This window comes from Ancylobacter crimeensis, from assembly GCF_023016805.1.
In the GTDB taxonomy this organism is placed as follows: Bacteria; Pseudomonadota; Alphaproteobacteria; order Rhizobiales; family Xanthobacteraceae; genus Ancylobacter; species Ancylobacter crimeensis.
In genome coordinates this window covers 199,480-217,044 of the sequence record NZ_JALKCH010000005.1, presented here as the reverse complement: position 1 = coordinate 217,044, position 17,565 = coordinate 199,480, and the positions used below count along the sequence as shown (strand labels likewise).

The window sequence follows — 17,565 nt, the reverse complement described above, 5'->3', positions numbered from 1 at the left end:
GGGTACCGCCCAAGGTCAGGCGGCCGCGGCACCCTCCAGGCGCTGGCCGACGAGGCGGCGCAGGCTGCGCAGATCCTTCACGAACTGACGGATGCCTTCCGAGAGCTTGTCGCTCGCCATTGGGTCCTCGTTCATGGCGAAGCGGAAGGCCTTCTCATCCAGCACGATGCGCTCGGGCGCACCGTCGATGCCGGCGGGATCGAGACGGCGCGGCAGGTCGCCCTGATCGGCCGCGAGCTGGTCGAGCAGCGCCGGGCCGATGGTGAGGCGATCGCAGCCGGCCAGCGCCTCGATCTCCCCCGTATTGCGGAAGGAGGCGCCCATCACGACCGTCGAGATGCCGTGGCGCTTGTAATAGGCATAGATCTGTCGCACCGACATCACGCCCGGATCGGTCTCGGCGGTGAAGGGGCCCTCGCCCGCCTTCACATGCCAGTCGAGAATACGGCCGACGAAGGGCGAGATGAGAAACGCCCCTGCATCCGCACAGGCCACCGCCTGCGGCAGGGCGAAGAGCAGAGTGAGGTTGCAGTCGATACCCTCGCGCTGCAGCACCTCGGCGGCCTGAATGCCTTCCCAGGTGGAGGCGATCTTGATGAGGATGCGTTCGCGCCCGATGCCGCGCGCCTCATAGGCCTTGATGTACTGCCGCGCCTTGTCGAGCGTCGCGGCCGTGTCGAAGGAAAGATCGGCGTCGACCTCGGTGGAGACGCGGCCGGGCACGATGCCGGCGAGCTCGGCACCGAAATTCACCGCCAGCCGGTCGCAGGTGGCTTTCACCGCCGCCTCGCGACTGCCGCCCAGCTTGCGGCCCCAGCCGATCGCCTCGTCCACCAGCGACGCATAGGCCGGCATCTCGGATGCCTTGAGCAGAAGCGTCGGATTGGTGGTGCAGTCCTGTGGCTTGAGGCGGCGGACCGCTTCGATGTCGCCGGTATCGGCAACCACGACGGTCATGGAACGCAGCTGTTCGAGCTTCGAGGGCATGGGGGCAATCTTTCCAATAAAGGAGCGGCGCCGGATCTCAGTGCGGATAGTGTGACGCACCTCCTTGGATCACAGATGACAGGCCGGCTCAAGCCTCGCGGCAGACCTCACCGGGTCGGTAATGCCGCTTCAATACGTTTGCCGCCACAGGCCGTCCTCCTGCCCGATGTCGGGCGGAAACCGCCGGACGGCAGATCCGCATGCGCCATGCGCCATGCGCCATGCGCCATGCGCCATGCGCCATGCGATTGTTTACCGGCACCCTCCCGCCTATGCATAGCGCCGAAGGACACGCAGCAAGGATCCATTCCATGCCGATTGAACCGGGAAGGGATGAGCCTGGAAGGCCCGCCCTCGCGACGACCCGCGCCGGCTCGGTCCTGTTCGCAACCGCGATCACCGGGCTTGCCGGCTATGTCGATGCCGTGGGCTACGCCCATATCGGCAATCTCTATCTCTCCTTCATGAGCGGAAATTCGACCCGTCTCGGCCTCGCGCTTGGCAATCTGGATGGAAAGGCGGTGCTATGGGTCGGCGCGATCATCGCGCTGTTCGTGCTGGGTGCGGCCCTGGGCACCTATGTGTGTGACGCCGCGCCGACGCGGCGGATCAGCGCCATCCTTGCCACCGAAACCCTCCTCTTTGTGCTCGCGCTTCTGCTCCTCACGGGCACTGGCTGGGCACCCGCTTTGTTGCCGGTGGCCGCCGCCATGGGCCTGCAGAATGCGATCCACCAGAGCGTACACGGTGCCGACATCGGCAAGAGTTTTGTGACCGGCGCACTGTTCTCGCTCGGGCAGTCCATCGCGAACGCTCTGCGCGGCAAGGGAACGGCGGGCGCCTGCGCCTTCTACGCGCTGTCCTGGGGAACCTTCGTGCTGGGGGCGGCAACCGGCGCGGTGACCCTGGCCGCCATCGGCCTTCCCTTTGCGCTCGCTGCCGCAACTATCGGCGTGGCCGCGCTGGCTGCTGTCGCCATGCTGCTGGGCACCTGACATTGGGCGCACGGCCATCCACTGGGCGGCTCAACCGCGGCAAACTCATGAACTGCGGATACCAAAATCAGATCAATATGAAAACGATATCCGAACAGAAATTCACGCCAGCCGATGTCTATATATATTTTTATATAAAAAATCTGGTAATAAAAATAATTATACTATATCTTAATTCATTTTATGATATATCTCAGCTGCGGAAATAGATAAATAAATACTCATTTAATTGATAATTAAACATTATAGCCATCTCACATATTCTTATTACATAGGACATCATATATTAAAATATCACGTTACGTTAGTTGGTAAATAAATCCCGGACAACTGTGGCTTTCATGCACTAGAAAGGGCCGAAATCTCTCTGGTATTTTCTTCACCAGAAACCCTAAGGGATACCTCAATGCGCAAGCTGACTCTTGCCACGATCGCTGCGGCTCTGATGACCATGCCCGCCTATGCGGCCGATCTGTCAATGCCCGTGAAAGCACCCCCGGTCGTGGAGCCAGCCCCCGCCTTCAGCTGGACCGGCTTCTACCTCGGCGCGAATGCGGGCTATGGCTGGGGCTCCGCGAAATTCAACAGCGGCGTTGATCTCGACGGGATGGATGGCGGCCTCGTCGGCGGCCAGATCGGCTATAATCTGCAATATGGGCAGGTTGTGTTCGGCGTCGAAACCGACCTCCAATACGCAGACATGAAGGACCGCTTCACTTTCGCGAGCGGAAGCTCCGTTTCCAGCGAGCTGCGCTATTTTGGAACGGTGAGGGCCCGCGTAGGTTATGCCTTCGACCGGATCCTGCCCTATGTGACTGGCGGCTTCGCCTACGGCTCGAATAAAGTCAATCTGGACTATTCGACACCGGTTTCCGAAAAGAACACCCAGACCGGCTACACGATCGGCGCCGGTGTGGAATACGCCTTCACCTCAAATCTCAGCGCGAAGGTCGAATATCTCTGGACGGATCTGGGTGACGACACTTATGCCGGCCGCAAGGTTGACGTCGACTTCAATACCGTCCGGGCCGGCATCAACTATCGCTTTTGATAGATCGCCGATCCGCATGTGATTGTCTTTCAGCTGAAGACGCCCTGCGACCAACGGGCGCCTTCAGCTGAAGCCACATCTACGCCGACCATCGGAAGCGCACAAGAACACCGTTGATGGCTGTGGACGCGACAGCCTCGCGCGGCAATTGAGCATTCGCGAACTGAAAGCCGATCGCGAGGCTTCGTCATTGCAGGTCAGCTTGGGCCGAAGCCGTTGGAATGTGGATCACCCACTCCAAGCCAGCCGCCAGGCAGATCCAATATTTGCTGAGAATAGTCCCGTCGCCGCTCCTTGATGGGCAGGCACGGACAATCGCTGCCGGATGCGGCTCATTCTCTCCGGATCGGAACGCCGTGCAAGGAGAAACGGGCAAACGGTATCGAGTACCGCCGCTCTCCAGACCAACCGGCATCGATAGAGATGCGCGGCAGATCTTGGATATCAGAGGAAAGGAAGCAGAAAGCCTCCACCCCGAAACAGAAACGCCCGCACCAGTCTCGTGGCACGGGCGACGTTTCGGCGATCTCCTGCAAGGCAGATGATCAAAAAACTGAATGGTGCCCAGGAGAGGATTGGCGGTAAAATCGCCAAAAATCCTTGAAGATGCTGGATTTCGACGAGCCGACGAATGAGCTTTGTGTACCGGTTTTGTGGCGGACTGACAACACGGACAAAACTCATAGATGCCCCCGGCCTGCCATCGGAACAACCTACCCGCCCCACGCCTCCAGCGCCTTTGCCTGCCCCGCTGGATCGTCCTTGATCCTGTAGACCGTCTGCCGGGTGAGCCCCGTCAACTTGGCAATCTCGCTGATGCCCGTCCCTTGCCCCAGCAGGTCCCGCACGGTGGCGAACTGGTCCCGCGTGAAGCTGGGCTTGCGGCCCTTGTATTTGGAGGCCCCTTCGGTCGCCTTGGCGTGGGCGATGCCGGCCTTCTGCGCTTCCTTGGTGGCCTCTGCCTGCGCCTGCGCGGTCGCCGCCATGAAGGCGATGAGGGCGTCTCTCACGGCCATCTGCACGGGGTCCGTGGTGGCCCCGTCGAAGGTCATGGCGTTGATGATGGTCTTCACCACCACGCCCCGGCGCATGAACGCCCTGATCGTCTCCGTGACATCGGCATAGTTGCGCCCCAGCCGGTCCACCCAGCGGACCACGAGGACATCCCCGGAGCGAAGGACATCGAACAGCCGGCGCCCCTGAGGACGGTCTCTCAAGGCCGTGGAGAGCCCGGAGACGCCTTCATCGGCAATCACCGTGTCGAAGACATAGCCGGCCTTCTCGGCCTGTGTCCGCTGATGGGCGAGGATCTGGTCTGCGGTGGAGACGCGGGCATAGAGGATGGTGGACATGATCGGCTCCGATGCGTCCGAATGGATCATGACCGCAGATAAGATGTCCCCTGACCCGAAGTCAACCCTAACGGTCGTGGTTTCAGCGGGCGGACACGACGACCGCAGGGGTATACTCCAAGGGACAGTCAGGTAGCCGACGTGGTGCCCGACGACAGAATGTCCCGCAGCCGGTCCTGTGGCGTGAGGCCCATTGCCTTGGGCTTGTTGCGGACAGCCCCATTCGCCAGATGCACCGTCATCTCCCCGTCGCTGGGGCAGGCCGGATAATGCCCCGTTGCCCGGTGGTGCAGATGCCGTGTGATGACGACGAGGTTGCCACGACACAGGTTGCACGGGTCGCCATCGCGATACGCCACCGTCTCATGGTGCCCGGCACAGGCGATGAGCCTCGGGACACTGCGACTGCCCGTGCCCGACGCCACGCCATGGGCGTTGATGTGGAGCCGCCCATAGCCCATGGCCCTGAGGTGGTGCCAGTCGGCGGCTTCCATCGTCACCGGATGGACGGAGAGGATGCGCCTCCCGACCTTGCGTGGAACCTGCAACGTCACCGGCTGGGATGCACGGACGGGATCGAACGGACCGTCATCCTTGCGCGGCGGGCAGTCATGGCCCTGCCTAATGGCGTCGAAGGGGCCGAGGGGGAAGTTCCGCGCCCGTCTTCTATCAATCATGCCCTCAGAAATTTCCGCCAAATTCCGGCACTGTTCGGCACGGCGCTGGCGTTCCTCCGGGGAGGGGTCGAGGAAGGCAGCCGCCAAAGCTGCCCCCTCATTGTCGTCATCGCCGTGGAAAGCGTCAGGCCGATACGGCATCACTACACACCATAGCGTTCACAGGCGGGCGTTTGGGGTTCGCAGTACCGACATAGCCCGACAGCCTCAAATGGGCGTCCTTGGTCGATACGTCCGACATCAGAGAGCCCTTCCAGAAGTCAGGCAGGCTGCATCCCTCACCAGCCATAGGACTTGGCCTTGCCGCCAGCGGTGTAGAAGCTGGTGTAGGTCTGTTCGTCGGCCGCCCCGAACAGGCCGTTCGTCTTGGTGGTGCTGGGCGTGGCCGTCACCGTACCGGGAACAGACTTGCCCGATGCGATGGCGAGCCCATTGCTGGCCCCCTGCACGATGTAGGCGAGGGGATTAGGGCTTGCCGCCCTCTGCACGGAGTTGATCCGGGAGGTTGCCTGCGCCTGTACCTCGTCCATCTGGGCTCGGATACTGTCGGAGGTCATGGCGTAGTTGCTGGTAATAGCCTCGGTCTTGCGACCCTGCTGGGCGAAGATGTCCCCGATCAGGGCATCGACGGACAAGCCAGACACCCCGGCCTCCCCAGCGCCCGTAGCGGTCGTTGAGCGGGCCTTGAGGGCTTCCAGGTTACTCTGTTGCAGGTCGAGGCTGGCTGCCTTGCGTTCCTGCTCCTGCTTGTGTCCGAGGGCCGCATACTGGTTGACAGCGGCCTCCTGGGCGGCAGCGGCGTTCTGGGCGTAATACTGGTTCTGGGCTTTCGCCTGCTGTGCAGCCCCGACATAGGAGACGAGGGAGCTTGCAGCCGCGATGGCGATGGCTGCGGGTCCGACACACATGCTCAGGTCTTCAAGCAGCATGGGGCATCGGGCCACACGGCTCTCACCACAGACGGGCATTTGCATTCCGGGCACCCGATATAGCCCGACACCCCCGAATGGGCGTCCTTGGTCGATACCGGGTACATCAGGGAGCCCTTCCAGAAGCCGAGAGGGGGTGAGGGCGATATGGAACGGTCAGGATGCCCCCTGTGTCTCGTTCCCTCACGTAGAGGCGAGCCGCCTTCCCCACGGCCGAACGCATGGCGACGTTAGAGGCTCCGTCATGGCGGATGGTGAGGGGCGTGGCCGGATCGACACCACGGGCCATGAGGACACGGGCACCGGCATAGAGCGGCTGGCGGCTGGTGAGAAGGTGCTCGCCATCAGGCAGGAAGGCGGCATACCGGCCATTGCCAGCCGGCGTCAAAGAGAGGGCGATGGCAGAGGGGGCGACGGAGGCCGTAGGCGTAAATGAAGCCGTGTCGCCCTCGGTGCCGGAAGCGGCGGGGGACGACATGGAAGACGGAGTATCGAAGATGATCGTTTGTCCGGGATTGGAGGTAGCGCCGCGTCACGGAGCCCCGACGATGCTGCCCATCGCCTGCTGCCTGTGCGCCTCGGCTTTCGCCATGGCATCGGCAGCTTCGTTCAGGGGCTCCCCGGCATGTCCCTTGGCCGCAGTAACATTTGGCCTCCCCGAACGGGGTCCGAGGTAGGCGTCCAGAGCGTGGCAGACATCCGCCGCGACGAACCAAGGCTCCCGGTCAATCGTCACGACGCGGATCGTGTGGGTGCCGAAGGTGTAGGTTGTGAGGTTGCTCATGATGCGTAACGGCGTTCGAGGGCGGGAAGGTCGTAGCCGAGGGCGATGAGGTGGGCGGCGAGGTCGAGGGGCAGGGGGTGGCCTGCCGATGTCAACGAACGCTCGAAAAGATTGCCGTCTATGCGCCGTGTCCGTCTGGCGAAGAAACCGGAGAGGCGGGACAGGAAGACCCCGCCCGCCCCACCGATGCATCAGCCGCGTGTGATGTCCCGCAGGACAATCTCCGGTATTAGCTTCACCGTCTCGATCCCGATGGCCACCAAGGCGGGAGGGGCTGGCCAGTCAATGGGTTCGATGCCCTCTCTGCGGCTGGCCGCTACCGCCTGCGCTTCCATGTCTGCGAGGGCTTCGTGAAGGGGCCCGGAGAGCAAGCGGAAGATGCCGGGCTCCGTCAGTGCCGACCAGTGCCCCACCGTGTACCAGCCGGGCGGCGGCAGGTGATCGAGGTTCACGGCGTCGAGGGGCTTCCAGCCGTCCCCGGTCACGATGTCGTCGGGGATGTCTTCCAACCGGCATCCATAGGGCGTGGGCGAGAACGGAAACGGGAAAGCGTTGATGGCCTGCATCGTAATGCCTCCTGCGATTGAGCGTCAGTGCTCGCAAACAGGATGATGCAAATAGCTGGAACATCAACGTTGAAAATCAGACTTCGATTGTCCGAATGGCCCGATTCAAATCAATTATTAATCGAAATGAAGTTTTCGACTGCGAAATATCCGACCTTTCTATGCAAAATAATCAATGACTTAATCATTATATAACAAAATACATAACTTCGTGTGAATGAAGCCATGATTTTAGTGAAGTATTTGGACAGATTGTCGCAGGATTGCGACTGAATGCTTCAAGTTGTCTTTTTGGCCAGACCGCCCGCGTAACGAGAACATGCCGCCCCCGACATCCAATCCCACTGAGCCATTACAGGGCGGGAGTTGAGCGCGGCAGAGGAACCCGACCGGCTCAAGCGCCATACCTCGGCAGCCGCCTTATCGCGTCCACCTTGGTCGGGATCGTCACCATGCCGTAGGTCTGTCCAACCGTCTTCGGAGCATGGCCGCAGATGGCATCCAAGACCCGCTCCGATATACCGGCCTCCATGCCCACGGTCTTGAACCGGTGCCGCCACGCATGGTTGGGGGCAACGTTCGGGTCGGCAACGATGGACCGGCCGAACTCTGCCAAGCGGTTCTTGAGGCCCTGTAGAGGGCCGTTGATGTGCCCGTCGCGGCTGGGAGAGAGGAACAGGTAGCCTTCCGCCGAACCTCTGACGAAATCAGGAAAGCCCATCTCCACCAGATGGGGATGCAGCGGTACCTCCCGTGCCTCTTTGTTCTTGATCGGCCCGGCCTCGGGCGTGAGCGTGATAATCCAGCTATCACCTTGCTGCCGAACGTCCTGTTTGCGCAGTTGCGCTACCTCCCCGACCCGCGCACCGGTATAGGCGCACAGCCACGGCACCCACCGTTTCGCGGCGAAGGTCTTGGGCCTCTCCTTGCCCTGCCGGTGACAGGAGGCCGCAGAGAGCACCGCCTCTGCCTCCGCATCGGTGAACCCCCGGTCCCGCAGCTTGATCGGCCGGGCACGCTGGACCTTGATCCCGTCAGCCGGGTTCGACGCCAACCGCCTGTTGGCCACGGCCCATCCGAATACGGCCTTGAGGCCAGCCAGATCGCTGTCTTTCACCGTCTTGGGGCTGATACCGGAAGCAAGGCGACTGTCTTTCAGGGCCAGAACGTGATCCGAGGTGATCCGGGAGGCATCGTCGTGCCCGACATGCTCGACCAACCGATCCATGGCCGATGAATAAGCCTGATGGGTCTTGATCGACCTTCCCGCCGCCTTCGCTTCCTGCCACCAGCCATCGACCAAGCCGCGCATGGATACCGCTTTGCCGGACAACTGGGGGGACGGCCCTTCCCTATGCTTGTTGTCCGTGCCGCCCACAGCCTCAGGCCCCTGCCACGCAGGATACTGATGCACCAGAAGGTCCGGCCCATAGTCGAGGCTGGCACGCCGTTCCAGCGTCACCGCTGCATCGGCAATCGCCTTCCGCACAGCAGGGGCAAGGCGGGAGCGGCTGTCGTCGTCGATCACCAAGCCCCGCATGGCGAGCAGCCGGTCTATGAAGGGAGCCATCTCACGTTCGAGGGCACCCTCATCGTCGAGCCGGGATGACGCCATCGCATCCCGAAACTTCCGCCAGACCGCAGCCGAGGCCGGATTGTCCTCCCACAGCGCCATGTCTTCGCGGTAAAGCTCCCCGGCCAGTGCCACCACTTCCCGCGTGGAAAGGTGACGGGGAGGCTGCCGCAGGCTGTCATAAAGCCGTTGCAGGCGCACCTCCGCGAGCCCCTTGCGGATCGCCGCTACACGCGGGTCACGGGTGCGGAGGGAGAACTTGACTTCTGCCTTGCCGATAGTCGCATTCACAGCGGAGGGTGGATCGCCGCCTTCTGCGGGAAACAGAATAACGACCCCATGACCGGCTACCTTGCCGACAAGATCGGCGGGAACCCGCTGCCGAAACTGGATGTAGGAGCTATCTTCCCGGCGCATCGGCCGTGCCATCCTGAGGACCATGTGTACCGCCCGTGTGTACCGGTCGGCACGTCAAAACCCTTGTATTAACAAGGCCCTCAGCAAAATCAAGGCATTAGGGGAGTGATGGTGCCCAGGAGAGGACTCGAACCTCCACGGTGTTACCCACTGGTACCTGAAACCAGCGCGTCTACCAATTCCGCCACCTGGGCACATGCCGTCTCGGCATGGCGGCGAGAGATAGTCGGGTGGCATCGGACTTGTCAACGCGCTTGATGCGGAAATCGTCGCGTTTGCGGATTCCCCTGTTGATGACCCCGGCCGGCACGGTGCGATTGTGCGCCGCAAGAAGTTGAGCCGCCTCGGGTCGGCTGCGCGCTGGACGCTCGCGCAAGGGCGCGCTAATCCTCAACCTCAGTCACGGAGCGCGCCGGGAGAACGTCATGGTCGAGCCTTCCCACCCCATCGAGATGCCCTTGCCCAGCGAGGCGGAAATGCTGAGCCGGCCGGCGCCGATGTCGCGGCTCGTCACCATCTATGGCGGCTCGGGCTTCATCGGGCGGCATGTCGTGCGGGCGCTGGCCCGGCAGGGATGGCGGATCCGCGTCGCGGTGCGCCGGCCGGACCTTGCCGGCCACCTCCAGCCGCTGGGTGCGGTGGGCCAGATCAATCCGGTGCAGGCCAATCTGCGCTACCCGGCCTCGGTGCTGCGGGCGGCGGAAGGGGCCGAGGTCGTCATCAACCTCGTCGGCATCATGCATGAGGGCGGCAAGCAGCGCTTCGACGCGGTGCAGGGCTTCGGCGCCCGGCAGGTGGCCGCGGCAGCGAAGGAGGTCGGCGCCCGGCTCATTCACGTCTCGGCGATCGGCGCGGATGCAAACTCCGCTTCGGGCTATGCACGCTCCAAGGCGGCGGGCGAAGCGGCGGCTTTCGAGCTCAAGCCGGATGTGGTGGTGTTCCGTCCCTCGCTCGTCTTCGGGCCGGAAGACGAGTTCTTCAACCGCTTCGCTGCGCTTTCCCGCCTTGATCCGGTGCTGCCGCTGATCGGCGGCGGCGCGACGAAATTCCAGCCCGTCTTCGTCGGCGATGTCGCGGCGGCGATCGGCCGGGCGGTGGACGAGAAGGCAAAGCCGGGCACGGTCTACGAGCTCGGCGGGCCGGAAGTTCGCACCTTCCGCGAGCTGATGCAGACGATGCTGGCCGAGATCGGCCGCAAACGCGTGCTGGCGCCGATGCCCTTCGGCCTTGCCGACATCCTCGCGCGTTTCGCCCAGCTTCTGCCGGCGCCCCTGCTGACGCGCGACCAGGTGAAGCTTCTGGCCCATGACAATGTGGTCTCGGCGGCGGCTATCGCGGAAGGCCGCACGCTGGAAGGCCTCGGCATCCAGCCGACCGCGCTCGGCGCGGTGCTGCCCGGCTATCTGTGGCGCTACCGCAAGGCGGGCCAGTTCAGCCGGCCCGAAGAAGCCTGAGGCGTCGCCTTCACCGTTGGAGACTGCAAAGGGAGGCCGCGGCCTCCCTTTTTCTTGGGTAATGCCGTGGCGCTCACCCCACCAGAGCAAGCGCGACGAGACCGGCACCGCCGACCAGAATCCGCCACCAGCCGAACGGGGCAAGGCCGTGGCGCGAGATGAAGGCGAGCAGGGTCTTCACCACGAAGACGCCGGCCACGAAGGCCGCCACGAAGCCGACACCGATCGTCAGCGCGTCGTCCTTCGAGAGCAGGCTGTAGTTCTTGTAAAGGTCATAGGCGAAGGCGCCCGCCATGGTGGGCAGCGCGAGGAAGAACGAGAATTCCGCCGCGGCCTGCTTGCTGGCTCCCAGCAGCAGCCCCCCGACGATGGTGGAACCGGAACGCGACGTGCCGGGAATCATGGCGAGGCACTGGATGAAGCCGATCTTCAGCGCCAGCGACTTGGGAAAGGCCATCGCGTCGGTGTAGCGCGGGCGCAGCGCCAACGTGTCCACCCACAGCAGAACGATGCCGCCGAGAATCAGCATCACGCAGATGAGCGCGGGCGTCTCGAAGAGCACGCTCTTGATAAAGCCGTGGAGCGCCGCCCCGATGACCGCCGCGGGCAGGAACGCGATGAGGATGCCGATGACGAAATTGCGGGAGCGCGCGCTGGACGGCAGCGTCACCAGCACTTCCCAGAATCGACCGAAATAGACCGTGACGATCGCCAGCAATGCGCCGAGCTGGATAAGCACCTCGAAGGTCTTGCCCGTGCTTTCGAAGCCGAGGAAGTGTCCTGCCAGCAGGATGTGAGCGGTCGAGGAGACGGGCAGGAACTCCGTGAGACCCTCAAGAAGGCCGAGCAGGAGGGCTTCGAGCAGCGTGCCGAGCATGTGTCAGTGTTCCGGGACGTTCGCGGGACAGGATGGGCGAAGAGGACGGGATCGCAGATTGTGCGGTGCATCCTGTCCGCTTCGCGGCGCCGCGGCAACGCCGGGCGTGTGGATTTCAATGTGCCGCACATGAACGACACCCCTGCACCATGAAACCGCCAGAGACCGCTCTACCTTACTTGGCCGTCGGCGCAACAGCGGACCGTCGGTCCGGCAGGAGTGTGCAATGAAGCGATATGTGGCTGGACTGGGGACATCCCTTGCCCTGCTCCTCGGCGCCGGGGCGGCGCATGCGGACAATGCGGTCGTGATCACCGACCTCAATCTGAGGTCAGGTCCCGGCCTCACCTACCCCGTCGTGCTGGTGCTTGCGGAGGGCACCGGACTCGATGTGTACGGGTGCCTTCAGGACTATCAATGGTGCGACGTCAGCGCCGCCGGATACCGGGGCTGGGTCGCCGGCAGTTATCTGAACTATCTCTATCAGGGACGCACCGTTGTCCTGCAGGACTACGCCCCGCGCATAGGTGTTCCGGTCGTCGGGTTCAATTTCAATGATTACTGGGGCCGCTACTACCGGCACGAGCCCTGGTACGTCACCAATGACCGTTGGGGCGGCGGACCGCCCCCACCGCCACCGGCCAATCGTCCGCCACCGCCGCCCGGCTGGCCGGGTTATGGTCCCCCGCCCCCTCCCGGCGGATGGCGTGACAATTCGCCTCCGCCTGCATGGCATAATCCCCCGCCGGCGCCCGGCGGATGGAATAATGGCCCGCCCCCGCCCGGCGGACGCCCGCCGCAGGGTGGACCTCCCCCCGGCCAGCCGCCTCAGGGTGGGCCTCCCCCGCAGGGACAGCCTCAGCCGGGGCGTCCTCCACAGGGCGGACCTCCTCCCGGCCAGCCGCCACAGGGCGGACCTCCCCCGCAGGGACAGCCCCAGCCCGGACGGCCTCCGCAAGGTGGGCCTCCTCCCGGCCAGCCGCCGCAAGGCGGGCCTCCCCCGCAGGGACAGCCCCAGCCGGCACGTCCTCCACAGGGCGGACCTCCTCCCGGCCAGCCGCCGCAGGGCGGGCCTCCCCCACAGGGACAGCCCCAGCCCGGACGGCCCCAGCCGGCACGTCCTCCGCAGGGCGGGCCGCCTCCCGGCCAGCCCCAGCCTGGGCGTCCGCCGCAGGGCGGGCCGCCACCGCAGGCGCATCCGATGCCCGAGCGGCAGCCGCAGAGGCCGCCGATGCTCGGGGCTCCTGCGGAGATCCCGCAACACCGGATGCCGCAGGGCAGGCCGCCCGCCCCGGGCGCCGAGCATCGCGGACCGTGCGTGCCAGGCACACCCTGCCCGAAGGAATGAGCGCTGGCAGGCTGTCTCGCGGCCTCCGCCTCTTGAAATCGGAGGCCGCGTCCTGTAGAGGGTGCGGCCTTCCCGAACCGTCCGGCCAATAGGGCTGCCGTGGCGGTTCGAACGCTCACACTAGATTGGGCCGGGATGCTCTTCCTTGCGGAGAGGGTCACCGGCTGTGGAGACCGAGCCAAATGCCCAAGATGAAGACCAAGTCCGGAGCGAAGAAGCGCTTCAAGCTCTCCGGCACCGGCAAGGTGATCATGGCCCAGGCGAACAAGCGCCATGGCATGATCAAGCGCACCAACAAGCAGATCCGCAATCAGCGCGGCACGACCGTCATGGCCGAGCCCGATGCTGTCGTCGTGCGGAAGTACTTCCTGCCCAACGGCTGACGCCACCTAGCCCGTACCGAGGAGAACTCCAATGGCCCGTGTTAAGCGCGGCGTAACCTCGCATGCCAAGCACAAGAAGGTGCTCAAGGCTGCGAAAGGCTACTTCGGCCGCCGCAAGAATACCATCCGTGTCGCCAAGCAGGCCGTCGAGAAGGCGCAGCAATACGCCTATCGCGACCGCAAGGTGAAGAAGCGCAATTTCCGCGCCCTGTGGATCCAGCGCATCAACGCGGCGACCCGCGAACTCGGCTTCACCTATGGCCGATTTATCGATGGTCTCGGCAAGGCCGGGATTGAAGTCGACCGCAAGGTGCTCTCGGATATCGCCATCCATGAGCCCGAGGCCTTCAAGGCCCTGGTCGACCAGGCGAAGGCCGCGCTGGAAAAGCAGGCTGCCTGATCTCCCGACCTTTCCGGGACCGAACAGCGAGAAGCCCCGCGCGCAGGCGCCGGGGCTTTTTGCGTTGAAGGTGCCGCAATCGTACCGCCTGGCTTTGCCGCGCCGGAGCACGCCGCTATAAGCGCAGCGCCCTCACCCGAGGATCGGATGCCCGTCCGTTCCTTATCGCCGCGCCCCGCGCGTGGATCGCCGGCAGCGGCCGGTGATGAAGTCCAATCGTTCCGCCAAGGAGCCGTCATGTCCGCCGCCACCCTTCCCGATCTCGACGCATTGCAGCGCGAACTCGGCGCCGCCGTCGATGCCGCAGCCGACGAAGCCGCGCTGGAGGCCATCCGCGTCGCGGCTCTGGGCAAGAAGGGCTCCGTCTCCGAATTGCTGAAGAGCCTCGGCGGCATGAGCCCCGATGAGCGCAAGACCGCCGGCCCCGCCATCAACGGCCTGCGCGACCGGCTGAACGAGGCCATTCTCGCCCGCCGCACCGCACTGAAGGCCGCCGCCCTGGCGAAGCGTCTGGAGACCGAGCGGGTCGACGTCACGCTCCCCGTGCGCGAGACCCCGGCGGAAACCGGCCGGGTGCATCCCATCAGCCAGGTGGTTGACGAGCTCACCACGATCTTCGCCGATATGGGCTTCTCGGTGGCGGAAGGCCCGGACATCGAGGACGACTTCCACAACTTCACCGCGCTGAACTTCCCGGAAGGGCACCCGGCGCGCGAGATGCACGACACCTTCTACCTGCCGACCCGCGAGGACGGCTCGCGCCTCGTGCTGCGTACCCACACGTCGCCGGTGCAGGTGCGCACCATGCTGTCCAAGAAGCCGCCGATCCGCGTGATCTGCCCCGGCCGCACCTATCGTTCGGACAGCGACCAGACCCACACCCCGATGTTCCATCAGGTGGAAGGGCTCGTCATCGACAAGGGCTCCCATCTCGGCCACCTGAAATGGATTCTCGAGGAGTTCTGCAAAGCCTTCTTCGAGGTCGATCAGGTGAAGATGCGGTTCCGCCCGTCCTTCTTCCCCTTCACCGAGCCGTCGATGGAAGTGGATATCCAGTGTGATCGCTCCCGCCCCGGCGAGATTCGCTTCGGCGAAGGCTCTGACTGGCTTGAGATTCTCGGCTGCGGCATGGTCCATCCCAACGTCATCCGCAATTGCGGACTGGACCCGGACGAGTATCAGGGCTTCGCCTGGGGCATGGGCATCGACCGCATCGCGATGCTGAAATACGGCATGCCGGACCTGCGCGCCTTCTTCGAGGCCGATGTCCGCTGGCTCTCCCATTACGGTTTCCGCCCGCTCGACATCCCGACGCTGGCCGGCGGCCTGTCGAACTGAGCGCGGAGAGGAGCACTCATCATGAAATTCACTCTCTCCTGGCTGCGTGAGCATCTGGCCGGCGACTACGCGCTGGAGGACGTCACCGCGACTCTCAACCGCATCGGCTTCGAGGTCGAGGGCGTGGAGGACAAGGCGGCGAAGCTGAAGGGCTTCTCCATCGCTTCTGTCCTCTCCGCCGAGAAGCACCCCAATGCCGACAAGCTGCGCGTGCTGATGGTCGACACCGGCGGCGGTGCGCCCGTGCAGGTCGTCTGCGGTGCGCCCAATGCCCGCGCCGGCATCAAGGGCGTGTTCTCCCCGCCCGGCACCTACATTCCGGGAAAGAACATCACGCTCGGCGTCGGCACCATCCGCGGCGTCGAGAGCCTCGGCATGATGTGTTCGGAGGCCGAGCTCGAACTGTCGCAGGACCATGACGGCATCATCGAGCTTCCGGTGGATGCTCCGCTCGGCGTCGCCTATGCCGAATGGGCGAACCTGTCCGATCCGGTCATCGAGATCGCCGTGACCCCGAACCGGGCCGACGGGCTCGGGGTCGCCGGCATCGCCCGCGACCTTGCCGCAGCCGGCCTCGGCACCGTCGTCACCCCGGCGGTCATGCCCGTGGCAGGCGCCTTCCCCTGCCCGGTGTCGGTCGGCATCGCCGAAGGCGCGCCCTGCCCGGCCTTCGCGCTGCGCCTCGTGCGCGGGGTGAAGAACGGTCCCTCGCCCGAGTGGCTGCAGGCCAAGCTGCGCGCGATCGGGCTGCGGCCGATCAATGCGCTGGTCGACATTACCAATCTCCTGACCTTCGACCGCAACCGCCCGCTTCACGTCTTCGACGCGGCGAAGGTCGCCGGCAACCTCGTGGTGCGCAATGCGACGGCCGGGGAGAGTCTGCTGGCGCTCGACGGCAAGACCTACGCGCTCGACCCCGCCATGTGCGTGATCGCGGACGACGGCGGCGTCGAATCGCTGGCCGGCGTGATGGGCGGCGAGGAGTCGGGCTGCGACGAGGCGACCACCGACGTCCTGGTCGAGTCCGCGCTGTGGGAGCCGATCAACATCGCCCAGACCGGTCGCAGGCTTGGCCTCAATTCCGATGCGCGCTTCCGTTTCGAGCGCGGCATCGACCCGGCCTTCACCCTCCCCGGCATCGAGCTTGCGACCCGGCTGATCCTCGACCTGTGCGGCGGCGAGCCCTCCGAGGTAACGCTGGCCGGCGCTATCCCCGACAACGCCCGCGTGATCGACTTTCCGCTCGGCCTCACCGAGAAGCTGACCGGCCTCGTTGCGAGCGACGAGGAGCAGGTGGCGACGCTCGCCGCCCTCGGCTTCACGGTTTCCGGCAGCGGCCCGGTGCGTCAGGTGACGCCGCCGTCCTGGCGCGCGGACATCGAGGGCAAGGCCGATCTGGTGGAGGAGGTCATCCGCATCCTCGGCCTCGACCGAGTACCCTCCACACCCTTCCCGCGCGACGAGGATGCCCGCAAGCCGGTGCTCACCACCCTGCAACTGCGCACCCGCAAGGCGAAGCGGGCGCTGGCGAGCCGCGGCATGGTCGAGGCGGTGACCTGGTCCTTTGTCCCGAAGGCGCAGGCCGAGATGTTCGGTGGCGGCCAGCCGGAACTGGCGCTCGCCAATCCGATCGCGGCGGACCTTTCCGACCTGCGCCCGAGCCTGCTGCCGGGCCTCATACGCTCCGCGCAGGCCAATGCCGACCGTGGCATCGGCGATGCGGCGCTGTTCGAGGTCGGGCAGATATTCAAGGGAGATCGCCCGCAGGACCAGTTCATCGCTGCCACCGGCCTGCGTCGCGGCACGGCGAAACCGGACGGCACCGGCCGGCACTGGTCCGGCAAGGCACAGGCAGTGGATGCGTTCGACGCCAAGGCCGATGCGCTGGCCGCTCTCGCCGCCTGCAACGCGCCGGTCGCGAACCTTCAGGTTTCCACCGACGCGCCGTCCTGGTTCCATCCGGGCCGCTCCGGCACCTTCCGGCTGGGGCCCAATGTGATCGGCCATTTCGGTGAATTGCATCCGGGGCTGCTCGAGACGCTCAAGGTGGACGGACCGCTGGTCGGCTTCGAGATCCTGCTGGACCGCATCCCCGCGCCGAAGGCCAAGGCGACGCGGGTGAAGCCGCTGCTGGAGCTTTCCGCCTTCCAGCCGGTGGAGCGCGACTTTGCCTTCATCGTACCGCGCACGGTGGCGGCCGCCGATCTCCTGAAGGCGGCGGCCGGCGTCGACCGCAAGCTCATCACCGGGGTGAACGTGTTCGACCTGTATGAGGGGCCGGGCATCGACGCGGACAGCAAGTCGGTGGCGCTCACTGTCACCATCCAGCCGCGAGAAAAGACGCTGACCGATGCGGAGATCGAGGCCATCACGGGCAAGATCGTCGCAGAAGTCGCGAAGAAGACCGGCGCCACGCTGCGCGGCTGAGCCAGGA

The 17,565-nt window shown here is 64.8% G+C and carries 16 protein-coding genes and 1 tRNA gene; 8 read left to right on the top strand and 9 right to left on the bottom strand.

The features are described 5' to 3' along the window. Nucleotides 1-15: 15 nt before the first annotated feature. On the bottom strand, nucleotides 16-987 hold the full coding sequence (gene tal, locus MWN34_RS09100; RefSeq protein ID WP_247028656.1) for a transaldolase: 972 nt from the start codon (nucleotides 985-987) through the stop codon (nucleotides 16-18). 311 nt (nucleotides 988-1,298) lie between these two features. On the opposite strand from tal, the gene MWN34_RS09095 reads away from it, so the two are divergent. Together MWN34_RS09095 and MWN34_RS09090 are read left to right on the top strand one after the other, a co-directional pair. Then, nucleotides 1,299-1,982 carry a YoaK family protein gene (locus MWN34_RS09095; protein ID WP_247028655.1) on the top strand — a complete coding sequence of 228 codons (684 nt, stop codon included), beginning with the start codon at nucleotides 1,299-1,301 and terminating at the stop codon, nucleotides 1,980-1,982. Between the two features lie 406 nt (nucleotides 1,983-2,388). Beyond that, the gene (locus tag MWN34_RS09090) at nucleotides 2,389-3,033 is read left to right on the top strand and encodes an outer membrane protein (protein WP_247028653.1); all 645 of its coding nucleotides are present in this window, start codon (nucleotides 2,389-2,391) and stop codon (nucleotides 3,031-3,033) included. A gap of 713 nt (nucleotides 3,034-3,746) precedes the next feature. Here the strand turns inward: MWN34_RS09090 and MWN34_RS09085 are convergent. The 7 genes from MWN34_RS09085 to MWN34_RS09055 all read right to left on the bottom strand — a co-directional run bounded on the left by MWN34_RS09085 (nucleotide 3,747) and on the right by MWN34_RS09055 (nucleotide 9,525). Beyond that, nucleotides 3,747-4,385, bottom strand: coding sequence for a recombinase family protein (locus MWN34_RS09085; RefSeq protein ID WP_247028651.1), 639 nt, complete (start codon nucleotides 4,383-4,385; stop codon nucleotides 3,747-3,749). Nucleotides 4,386-4,513: 128 nt separating this feature from the next. Beyond that, nucleotides 4,514-5,062 carry a hypothetical protein gene (locus MWN34_RS09080; RefSeq protein WP_247028649.1) on the bottom strand — a complete coding sequence of 183 codons (549 nt, stop codon included), beginning with the start codon at nucleotides 5,060-5,062 and terminating at the stop codon, nucleotides 4,514-4,516. 278 nt (nucleotides 5,063-5,340) lie between these two features. Beyond that, a complete protein-coding gene (locus tag MWN34_RS09075) occupies nucleotides 5,341-5,991 on the bottom strand; it encodes a virion core protein, T7 gp14 family (RefSeq protein WP_247028647.1) in 651 nt (216 codons plus the stop codon). 532 nt (nucleotides 5,992-6,523) lie between these two features. Beyond that, nucleotides 6,524-6,775 (bottom strand): BRO-N domain-containing protein, encoded by a 252-nt coding sequence (locus MWN34_RS09070; RefSeq protein ID WP_247028645.1) that lies wholly within the window; start codon nucleotides 6,773-6,775, stop codon nucleotides 6,524-6,526. 191 nt (nucleotides 6,776-6,966) lie between these two features. Continuing rightward, on the bottom strand, nucleotides 6,967-7,341 hold the full coding sequence (locus tag MWN34_RS09065) for a hypothetical protein (RefSeq protein ID WP_247028643.1): 375 nt from the start codon (nucleotides 7,339-7,341) through the stop codon (nucleotides 6,967-6,969). A 394-nt stretch (nucleotides 7,342-7,735) separates the two neighbouring features. Continuing rightward, nucleotides 7,736-9,331 carry a phage integrase gene (locus MWN34_RS09060; RefSeq protein WP_247028642.1) on the bottom strand — a complete coding sequence of 532 codons (1,596 nt, stop codon included), beginning with the start codon at nucleotides 9,329-9,331 and terminating at the stop codon, nucleotides 7,736-7,738. Between the two features lie 109 nt (nucleotides 9,332-9,440). Then, nucleotides 9,441-9,525 (bottom strand) — tRNA-Leu (locus MWN34_RS09055). A 258-nt stretch (nucleotides 9,526-9,783) separates the two neighbouring features. Here MWN34_RS09055 and MWN34_RS09050 point away from each other — a divergent pair. Next, complete coding sequence (locus MWN34_RS09050; RefSeq protein WP_247028850.1) at nucleotides 9,784-10,785, top strand: complex I NDUFA9 subunit family protein; 1,002 nt, start codon at nucleotides 9,784-9,786, stop codon at nucleotides 10,783-10,785. Between the two features lie 73 nt (nucleotides 10,786-10,858). Here MWN34_RS09050 and MWN34_RS09045 read toward each other — a convergent pair whose 3' ends face one another. After that, entirely contained in the window at nucleotides 10,859-11,662 is an 804-nt protein-coding gene (locus MWN34_RS09045) for an undecaprenyl-diphosphate phosphatase (RefSeq protein WP_247028641.1), read from the bottom strand. Nucleotides 11,663-11,888: 226 nt separating this feature from the next. On the opposite strand from MWN34_RS09045, the gene MWN34_RS19800 reads away from it, so the two are divergent. The 5 genes from MWN34_RS19800 to pheT all read left to right on the top strand — a co-directional run bounded on the left by MWN34_RS19800 (nucleotide 11,889) and on the right by pheT (nucleotide 17,558). Further along, entirely contained in the window at nucleotides 11,889-13,010 is a 1,122-nt protein-coding gene (locus MWN34_RS19800; RefSeq protein WP_425532078.1) for an SH3 domain-containing protein, read from the top strand. Between the two features lie 182 nt (nucleotides 13,011-13,192). Further along, nucleotides 13,193-13,393, top strand: coding sequence for a 50S ribosomal protein L35 (gene rpmI, locus MWN34_RS09040; protein ID WP_247028640.1), 201 nt, complete (start codon nucleotides 13,193-13,195; stop codon nucleotides 13,391-13,393). Nucleotides 13,394-13,424: 31 nt separating this feature from the next. After that, the gene (gene rplT / locus MWN34_RS09035) at nucleotides 13,425-13,793 is read left to right on the top strand and encodes a 50S ribosomal protein L20 (RefSeq protein WP_247028639.1); all 369 of its coding nucleotides are present in this window, start codon (nucleotides 13,425-13,427) and stop codon (nucleotides 13,791-13,793) included. Between the two features lie 237 nt (nucleotides 13,794-14,030). Then, a complete protein-coding gene (gene pheS / locus MWN34_RS09030) occupies nucleotides 14,031-15,131 on the top strand; it encodes a phenylalanine--tRNA ligase subunit alpha (protein ID WP_247028638.1) in 1,101 nt (366 codons plus the stop codon). A 21-nt stretch (nucleotides 15,132-15,152) separates the two neighbouring features. Next, the gene (gene pheT, locus MWN34_RS09025) at nucleotides 15,153-17,558 is read left to right on the top strand and encodes a phenylalanine--tRNA ligase subunit beta (RefSeq protein WP_247028637.1); all 2,406 of its coding nucleotides are present in this window, start codon (nucleotides 15,153-15,155) and stop codon (nucleotides 17,556-17,558) included. Nucleotides 17,559-17,565 lie beyond the last annotated feature (7 nt).

What these genes read in the sequence shown, in the direction of transcription:
- MWN34_RS09070 (WP_247028645.1), bottom strand. Translation starts at nt 6,775, where the DNA reads ATGAGCAACCTCACAACCTACACCTTCGGCACCCACACGATCCGCGTC.
- tal (WP_247028656.1), bottom strand. Translation starts at nt 987, where the DNA reads ATGCCCTCGAAGCTCGAACAGCTGCGTTCCATGACCGTCGTGGTTGCC.
- MWN34_RS09090 (WP_247028653.1), top strand. Translation starts at nt 2,389, where the DNA reads ATGCGCAAGCTGACTCTTGCCACGATCGCTGCGGCTCTGATGACCATG.
- pheT (WP_247028637.1), top strand. Translation starts at nt 15,153, where the DNA reads ATGAAATTCACTCTCTCCTGGCTGCGTGAGCATCTGGCCGGCGACTAC.
- MWN34_RS09085 (WP_247028651.1), bottom strand. Translation starts at nt 4,385, where the DNA reads ATGTCCACCATCCTCTATGCCCGCGTCTCCACCGCAGACCAGATCCTC.
- MWN34_RS09045 (WP_247028641.1), bottom strand. Translation starts at nt 11,662, where the DNA reads ATGCTCGGCACGCTGCTCGAAGCCCTCCTGCTCGGCCTTCTTGAGGGT.
- MWN34_RS09065 (WP_247028643.1), bottom strand. Translation starts at nt 7,341, where the DNA reads ATGCAGGCCATCAACGCTTTCCCGTTTCCGTTCTCGCCCACGCCCTAT.
- rplT (WP_247028639.1), top strand. Translation starts at nt 13,425, where the DNA reads ATGGCCCGTGTTAAGCGCGGCGTAACCTCGCATGCCAAGCACAAGAAG.
- MWN34_RS09050 (WP_247028850.1), top strand. Translation starts at nt 9,784, where the DNA reads ATGCCCTTGCCCAGCGAGGCGGAAATGCTGAGCCGGCCGGCGCCGATG.
- pheS (WP_247028638.1), top strand. Translation starts at nt 14,031, where the DNA reads ATGTCCGCCGCCACCCTTCCCGATCTCGACGCATTGCAGCGCGAACTC.
- rpmI (WP_247028640.1), top strand. Translation starts at nt 13,193, where the DNA reads ATGCCCAAGATGAAGACCAAGTCCGGAGCGAAGAAGCGCTTCAAGCTC.
- MWN34_RS09060 (WP_247028642.1), bottom strand. Translation starts at nt 9,331, where the DNA reads ATGCGCCGGGAAGATAGCTCCTACATCCAGTTTCGGCAGCGGGTTCCC.
- MWN34_RS09095 (WP_247028655.1), top strand. Translation starts at nt 1,299, where the DNA reads ATGCCGATTGAACCGGGAAGGGATGAGCCTGGAAGGCCCGCCCTCGCG.
- MWN34_RS19800 (WP_425532078.1), top strand. Translation starts at nt 11,889, where the DNA reads ATGAAGCGATATGTGGCTGGACTGGGGACATCCCTTGCCCTGCTCCTC.
- MWN34_RS09075 (WP_247028647.1), bottom strand. Translation starts at nt 5,991, where the DNA reads ATGCTGCTTGAAGACCTGAGCATGTGTGTCGGACCCGCAGCCATCGCC.
- MWN34_RS09080 (WP_247028649.1), bottom strand. Translation starts at nt 5,062, where the DNA reads ATGATTGATAGAAGACGGGCGCGGAACTTCCCCCTCGGCCCCTTCGAC.